The 7714-nt window shown below is 67.7% G+C and carries 6 protein-coding genes and 2 pseudogenes; 7 read left to right on the top strand and 1 reads right to left on the bottom strand.

Features of this window, described 5'->3' with window-relative positions; all coding sequences use genetic code 11:
- Window positions 1-271 precede the first annotated feature (271 nt).
- A complete protein-coding gene (locus ACFV9O_RS38845) occupies window positions 272-1510 on the top strand; it encodes an IS701 family transposase (RefSeq protein WP_385427406.1) in 1239 nt (412 codons plus the stop codon).
- Here ACFV9O_RS38845 and ACFV9O_RS38850 read toward each other — a convergent pair.
- Complete coding sequence (locus ACFV9O_RS38850) at window positions 1501-1941, bottom strand: hypothetical protein (protein ID WP_385427392.1); 441 nt, start codon at window positions 1939-1941, stop codon at window positions 1501-1503. The genes ACFV9O_RS38845 and ACFV9O_RS38850 overlap by 10 nt on opposite strands.
- Before the next feature lie 236 nt (window positions 1942-2177).
- Here ACFV9O_RS38850 and ACFV9O_RS38855 point away from each other — a divergent pair.
- The 6 genes and pseudogenes from ACFV9O_RS38855 to ACFV9O_RS38880 form a co-directional block, all read left to right on the top strand.
- Window positions 2178-2861, top strand: a pseudogene (locus tag ACFV9O_RS38855) (IS701 family transposase); the annotation flags it as partial.
- Window positions 2862-3364: 503 nt separating this feature from the next.
- Window positions 3365-4443, top strand: a pseudogene (locus ACFV9O_RS38860) (IS110 family transposase).
- 761 nt (window positions 4444-5204) lie between these two features.
- Window positions 5205-5615, top strand: coding sequence for a VOC family protein (locus ACFV9O_RS38865; RefSeq protein WP_385427395.1), 411 nt, complete (start codon window positions 5205-5207; stop codon window positions 5613-5615).
- 23 nt (window positions 5616-5638) lie between these two features.
- Window positions 5639-6022 (top strand): hypothetical protein, encoded by a 384-nt coding sequence (locus ACFV9O_RS38870; protein WP_385427398.1) that lies wholly within the window; start codon window positions 5639-5641, stop codon window positions 6020-6022.
- On the top strand, window positions 5974-6438 hold the full coding sequence (locus tag ACFV9O_RS38875) for a helix-turn-helix transcriptional regulator (RefSeq protein ID WP_385427400.1): 465 nt from the start codon (window positions 5974-5976) through the stop codon (window positions 6436-6438). Before ACFV9O_RS38870 ends, ACFV9O_RS38875 begins: the two co-directional genes overlap by 49 nt.
- A gap of 5 nt (window positions 6439-6443) precedes the next feature.
- A complete protein-coding gene (locus ACFV9O_RS38880; RefSeq protein WP_385427403.1) occupies window positions 6444-7070 on the top strand; it encodes a glyoxalase in 627 nt (208 codons plus the stop codon).
- The last annotated feature ends 644 nt before the right edge of the window (window positions 7071-7714 follow it).

Raw genomic sequence — 7714 nt, forward strand, 5'->3', positions numbered from 1 at the left:
AAGGAGTACATCGAGAACCCAAAACACCCCGCCTGAGCGGGTAAAGACCACAGTGCAGACCCGTGCTCACGCGCGGGTCACAACAATCCAGAGAAACGATTCCTCCCGGCTCTAATACTCCAGCTGTAAATCGTGATCTTGCTGGTCGGGCCGGTGTGGAGACGGGTGCGACCACCGTTGATCATCGTGGCTTGTGTGGAACAACGATGAGACGGTGGCCGCAGGTCACAGCATAGATCCCGCTCGCTGGCGGGAGGCGTTCGAGGCCCTGATGGGGCGGATCGCGGGACGTTTTGCCCGGGTCGAACCACGGCGCCGGGCCGGGCGGTTGGTGCTGGGCCTGCTGTCGGACCTGCCGCGCAAGAATTGCTGGACGATCGCGGAGTGGGCCGGGGAAGCGAGTCCGCACGACATGCAGCATCTGCTGTGCCGGGCCTCCTGGGATACCGATGCCGTCCGTGATGACGTCCGCGAGTACGTCGTCGAGCACCTGCACGATGAGGAGGCGGTGCTGGTCGTGGACGAGACCGGCGATGTGAAGAAGGGTGTCCACACCGTCGGGGTCCAGCGTCAGTACACCGGCACGGCCGGGCGGATCGAGAACTCCCAGGTCGCCGTCTACCCGGTCTATGCAGGTGCCCGAGGCCATGCGGCGGTGGACCGGGAACTGTACGTGCCCCGGTCCTGGACCTGCGACCCGGACCGCTGCCGGGCGGCGGGGCTCGGCGAGGACATCGCCTTCGCGACCAAGCCTGAGCTGGCCCGCACGATGATCGAACGGTTCCTGGACGCCGGACACCGCGTCGGCTGGGTCGCCGGCGACGAGGTCTACGGCGGCAACCCGAAGCTGCGGTCCGCCCTGGAGGAACGCGGCCTGGGCTACGTTCTCGCGGTGGCCTGCTCGGCCGAAGTCACCACCAGGGCGGGCAAGTTCCGTGCCGACACGCTCGCCGCGAAGGCGCCGAAGCGTGCCTGGCAGAAGCTGTCGGCAGGCGCGGGAGCCAAGGGGCACCGCTTCTACGACTGGGCCGTCATCGACCTGGCCGACCCCCGGCCCGGCAGTCACCGACTGCTGATCCGCCGCAACCGCACCACCGGAGAACTCGCCTACTACCGCTGCTTCTCGCCCGCCCCGGTACCCCTGGCCACGCTGGTGCGCGTCGCCGGGTCAAGATGGCGGGTGGAGGAGACCTTCCAGGCCGGAAAGGGCCTGGTCGGACTGGACGAGAACCAGGTCCGCCGCTTCACCTCGTGGTCTCGCTGGGTCACTCTGTCCATGCTCGCCCACGCCTTCCTCGCCGTCGTCCGTGCCGACGAACACGCCCGCCATCCCGCCCCGGACGGGCTGATTCCGCTCACCTGCAACGAGATCCAGCGACTGTTCACGACGCTCGTCGTCCGGCCCATGTGCGATGCAGCCCACCGGCTCCGCTGGTCCGCCTGGCGACGCCGCCACCAGGCCCGAGCCCAGGCTGGCCATTACCGCAGACGATCCGCGAATCAGACGTGAAGATCACGACCCCGGGGCGGCCAGTTGCCAGCCTGGCCCCGCAGGATGCGCTCAAACCAGTCCGCAGTCAGTTCCGCGCAGCGGGCGGGTGAACCGGCGACGCGGTGTATTCCCACCACAGACCCCTGGAGGGGAATGTACATCTGATCGTGCAGTTCGGTACCGAGCACACCCTGCTCGTCGAAGAACGCACCGAACACACGGGAGATGACATGGGTTCCAGGCGTCACCGCGTAGAGCAGGGCCAGCAGATACGCGAATCCGGTCTCCTCAGGGCGGAGGATGAGGGTGTCGTCGGGTTCGCAGGGCCAGGTGACAGCCCGCTCGCGCAGTACGGACACGAACGTGCGCCATGCACCTTCCAGCGTCTCGAACGCGTCCTCATCGGTCTCTCCGACCGAGAACCAGGGCACGTACACGCGGCCGTCCATGGCTTGCACCGTATCTGACAGGCTGACCGATCAAGCCGCCCCCCACCAACAAGATCACGATCTACGGCTGGAGTACTAATACTCCAGCAGGACTTTGATGTCTGACCTGGGGCGATGCCCGGGCGGCTGGAGTGTAGCGGGACGGTAGCTGGTCAGGGGCGGCCTCGAAGAGACCGCCCCTCGATCGTGCGACAGCGTCGCTGGTAGTGGCAGCGGCGGGGCAGTCTCCCCGCGTGATCACCGAGCATGCTGCCGAGCAGCGGGACCTTGAACTGGACGACCTCTTCGTGACCATCGGCCACCGTTTCCGCCGAGTCGAGCTCCGTCGCCGCGTGCGTGACTACGTACGCGGTCTGCTCGCCCCGGTAGCCCGAAAGAACAGCTGGCAGCTGGCCGAACAGGCAGGCCACCCCACTCCCGACGGCCTGCAGCACCTGCTCGCCGGCGCGAAGTGGGAGCCCGACGATATCCGCGACGACCTGCAGGGATACGTCGCCGACAAGCTCGGCAAGGACAACGGAGTCCTCATCATCGACGACACCGGGTTCATCAAGAAGGGCACCACCTCCGCCGGGGTCCAGCGCCAGTACTCCGGGACCGCCGGACGCACCGAGAACTGCCAGATCGGCGTCTTCGCCGCCTACGCCTCGGTCAAGGGGCGGGCACTGGTCGACCGCGAGCTCTACCTGCCCAAGTCCTGGACCGAGGACCGCGAACGATGCCGCACGGCCAGAGTCCCCGACGCGCGGGAGTTCGCCACCAAAGGCGAACTGGCCCGGCGCATGGTGCTGCGTGCCCTCGCCTCGCCGCTGCCCATCACCTGGGTCACCGCGGATGCCGCCTACGGACAGGAGAGCCGCTTCCGCCGGCTGCTGGAACAGTCGGGCGTCGGCTACGTGCTGGCCGTGCCCAAGTCTCAGTTCACTGTGGGCTGTTCACGCCACCTGCGGCATCAGCGTGCCGGCATCCACGTTACGAAGAGCCTGCCTCACCCAGGAACGGGATCGGCGCTCGTGCCCCTAATCAGCGGTCTGCCAATGCCTCCGGTACCCGGTGACAGCACCTTTTCGATCATGATCGACTGGGGCAGCAAGTCATGACGGGCCCGGAGGCCGGGAGCCCCGTTGCGGGGCCGTGAAAAAGGTAACTGTGATAGTCGACCTGCGGCCCGGGTTGGGTTGCTGCCAGGCTGGCGTTGGCGTTCCGGCATGACCCGAAACGGTAACTGGCGGCTCGTCAGAGCTTGCCGTGCCCCCGAGATGTCTGCCGGACGTCGGCGTCGGCCTGGCCCACCCCGTTGGCTTGATCAGCAGCTTGTCCGCCATCTCGACGTGACTCATCACAGTTCTGCCACGCGGTGACTCCACCCAGGCCGACGCCGACCACGGTCGTCCAGCCCTTGAAGGAGAACAACCGCGTGACCATGCTCGCAGAACAGGTCGACGGCGTCATCGGCGTCGACACGCACCGAGACACCCTCGCCGCAGCGGCCGTCAGCCCCATCGGCGCCGTCCTCGCCAGCACCGATTCGCCTGCCAATGCCCGGGGTTACCAGCAGCTGCTGGACTTCGCCCGCCAGCACATTCCGGGACGGTGCTGCTGGGCGCTGGAGGGTACCGGCTCCTACGGCGCCGGGCTTGCCGCCTTCCTGGACGCGGCTGGTGAAAGCGTCGTCGAAGTGTGCCGGCCCAAGCGTCCCGCGGTCCGAGGCGGGCGCAAGACCGACATGCTTGACGCTGTCCGCGCGGCCAGGGAGGCCCTGGCGACCGAACACCTCATTCACCCACGACGCCGCGGTGAGCGCGAGGCACTTCGTGTCCTCCTGGCCACTCGCCAAAGCGCCGTTCTGGCCTGCACCGCTGCTATCAACCTGCTCAAGGCCCTGATCATCTCGGCGCCTGACGAGCTCCGCGTCGAACTCCGAGGCATGAAGAGTAAGGACCAGGTTGCTCACTGCGCGAAGCTGCGGGACCGGCCGACCCAGGACACCGAGCACCGAATGACCGTTCGCGCCCTGCGAAGCGCCGCTCAGCGGATCGAAGCCCTGCGCTCTGAGGCGAAGGAGCTCGAAACGGAGCTCCTCGAGCTCGTTCGTACGGTCGCCCCCGAACTGCTGGCGTTACAGGGCGTCGGGCCGATCAGTGCTGCCCAGATCCTGATCAGCTGGTCGCACACCGGCCGCTTCCGGTCCGAGGCAGCGTTTGCGGCCTTCGCGGGCGTCGCTCGATCCCCGCCTCGTCAGGGTTGACCAACCGGCACAGGATCAACCGCAGCGGAGACCGGCAGCTCAACCGGGCACTCCACACGATCACCCTGATTCGGATCCGCCTCGACCCGATCACCCGTGCCAACGTCGCCCGGCGAATCAGTGAGGGAAAGACCGCGAGAGACGCACAACGCTGTCTCAAGCGTGCGATCTGTCGGCAGCTCTTCAAGCTCCTCGAACGAGGAGATCACCCCGCACAGCAGATCACCGCTGAAGATCTCCCTCAAGCAGCTTGACTTGATATAGCAGCCTCGGGGCGGAACCGGTGAGACAGCCGAGACCATCGAGCTCACAGTGGCGGAGATTCGGCGACTCCTGGCAGCTTGTCGTCCCCAGCCCCCGCACCTGCGCGGACACCGAGGCCGACGCCACGCGATGAGCTGGTCGAACTGGCGCCGACGACGCCAAGCAGTCGCCCGCCGCTGCCACTACCAGCGACGCTGTCGCACGATCGAGGGGCGGTCTCTTCGAGGCCGCCCCTGACCAGCTACCGTCCCGCTACACTCCAGCCGCCCGGGCATCGCCCCAGGTCAGACACCAAAGTCCTGCTGGAGTACTAAAGAGCCGGGGTTCCTCGCTAGATCATGCTGAAGGGAGGTACACACCGTTCCCACAAGCAGGTCCGGGCCTACGGCCCGTGTCAGCGGCCAGTTTGGATTCCCTCACGCATGGCCAATGACGTCGTTTCGTTCCGTGACGATTTCTTGATCGCGGTGTTGCCCAAGCGGTTGGCTGTCCGGTCGGGAGGCTTCGGCCCGGGAGCGGGTGGAGCGCGCCCGGGAGCAGAACGCGGAGCTGAACCGGCGACTGGTGGCTGAGGAGGAGGCGCGCTGCCCCGGCTTGTGATCACCTGGGAGACGATTGAGGAGATCCTGGGCGATGCGGCGCCAGATGGTGCGCGCGACGACGCGGATGCGACCGTGTGTGGCGAAACAGGTGGGCAGATCGATCAGGAATCGAGAAGCGCGGTCACGGAGCCGCACCTAGCCTGATCGGCATGGACATCACCATTCACACGAGCTTCCTCCCGCATGACGACCCGGACGCGTCCCTGGCCTTCTACCGCGACGTCCTCGGCTTCGAGGTCCGCAGCGACGTCGGACAGGGCAAGATGCGCTGGATCACGGTCGGCCCCGTCGGCCAGCCCAGTACGTCCATCCTCCTGGCGCCGCCGGCCGCCGACCCTGGGGTCACCGAGGACGAGCGCCGCACCATCGCCGAGATGATGGCCAAGGGCACCTACGGCTGGATCCTGCTGGCCACCCGGGACCTCGACGGCACTTTCGAGAAGCTGCAGGCCAGCGACGCCGAGGTCGTCCAGGAGCCGACCGAGCAGCCGTACGGCATCCGCGACTGCGCCTTCCGCGATCCCGCGGGCAACCTGGTCCGCATCCAGGAGCTTCGCTGAGCCGTCCAATCATCGATTCGGCCATGATGGCCGGCGTCGCGACCACCTGCGAAGAATGCGGCGGCCAACGCTTCCAGGCCGCTGTCCTCGACCACCCCCTCGGCGGCCGCACCATCGCAGAGGTGCCCGCGATGCCGGCCGCCGAGGCCGTGGCGAGCACGCTGGCCGTCCACAAGTGCAGCGTCTACTTCCTCGCCGAGCCGACCACCGGCCTCCGTCCCGCCGACGTCGAGCAGCTGGTCGGCCTGCTCGACCGGCTCGTCGACTCCGGCAAGCCGGGCATCGCCATCGAGCACCTCGCCGCCTACCTCGGCATGGAACCCAGGTGCTCGCGGACATCGATGAAAGGATTTTTCTCATGTGTCACCCCTCGTGGGGGCGCGCACGCACCGCGGCGCAGCGCCTGAGCGACCTCGCGCGACTGCGCCGCGTCCGCGACCGGATCGACCGGGAGTACGCGCAGCCGCTGGACGTCGAGGCGCTCGCCCGCGGCGCGCACATGTCGGCCGGGCACCTCAGCCGCCAGTTCCGGCTCGCCTACGGCGAGTCGCCTTACGCGTACCTGATGACGCGGCGCATCGAGCGCGCGACGGCGCTGCTGCGTCGTGGGGACCTCACCGTCACCGAGGTCTGCTTCGCGGTCGGCTGCTCATCGCTGGGCACCTTCAGCACCCGCTTCACCGAGCTGGTCGGCATGCCGCCCAGCGCCTACCGTCGCCGCGCAACGGGCACTGCGGCGGGGATGCCGCCGTGTGTGGCGAAACAGGTGACCAGACCGGTCAGGAATCAAGAAGCGCCGGTCGCCGAGCCACAACTAGCGTGATGGCCATGGCATCCATCGAATCCATCACCCTCGAGGTGGCCGACCCCACGGCCGCCAACCGCTTCTACACCGCCGCCTTCGGTCTGGACACGCAGATAGGTCTGCGAGCCTCGGAGGCACCGACGACCGGCTTCCGTGGTTTCACGCTGTCGCTCACGGTGTCCCAGCCGGCCACCGTCAACAGCCTCATCGACGCCGCCCTCGACGCCGGCGCCACGCCGCTGAAGCCGGCCTCGAAGTCACTCTGGGGCTACGGCGGGGTCGTACAGGCCCCGGACGGGACGATCTGGAAGGTCGCGACCTCGGCGAAGAAGGACACCGGCCCGGCCACCCGGCAGATCGACGAGATCGTGCTCCTCCTGGGAGTCGCGGACGTGGCCGCGAGCAAGCGGTTCTACGTCGACCAAGGCCTTACCGTGGCGAAGAGCTTCGGCCGCGTGTACGTCGAGTTCGCTGCTGCGTCGAGTCCCGTCAAGCTGGCGCTGTACAGGCGCCGTGCCCTTGCCGAGGACGCCGGTGTCTCACCCGACGGCATCGGATCGCACCAGCTCATGATCGGCGGCGATGCCGGGCCTTTCACCGACCCGGACGGTTTTGCATGGGAGGCCGCATCGCCGGCACCCGCGCCCTGAGTGTCACTGCTGCCTGCCCTGCCTGGTCGCCGATCACGAGACGGCCGGCTCAAGACTGTCCGATCCAACTGCTCCGAACGCGATGCCCTCACCCGGTACGTCCGGTCCTTCGCTACCATGCTCACCGAGCGCCAAGGGCAGCGGCTGTTCGAGTGGCTCGACACCGTCCGCAACGAACGACCTGCCCTGCCTCCACACTCTCGCCGCGGGCATCGACCTGACCGGGAGGCCGTCATCGCCGGCCTGACTCTGCCCTGAAAGACCTCGGTCGAGTACGGGCTGACCCGCGCGGCGAGCGGTGGAGACGACCGAAAACTGCATCGACGTACAAGGCGCGGTTCACTGGCGCGACCACCGCCGTCCTGGAGCGGCTGCATGACGGCCGGCTCGATCTCTCTCCGGCCGTGGAGCATGTCCCGGTGGAGACTTTGGGCCCGCGAGATCGATCGCGAGCTTGCCAGGTCCGCGGCAGCCGAGAATCGTCCATCCCAACGCGGGGCTGGGGCTATCCCGTGTGCCGGAACCTGCTGCGGTACTCCGACGGTGTCGTGTTCAGCACGATCTAGCGCGGAACCCCGGGCGTTCACGCCCGGGAGGAAGCGCTTGTCTCGATTGCCCTGACCCGTGCTGGACCACGGGTCTGC

It is taken from the genome of Streptomyces sp. NPDC059909, from assembly GCF_042730885.1.
Taxonomy (GTDB): Bacteria; Actinomycetota; Actinomycetes; order Streptomycetales; family Streptomycetaceae; genus Streptomyces.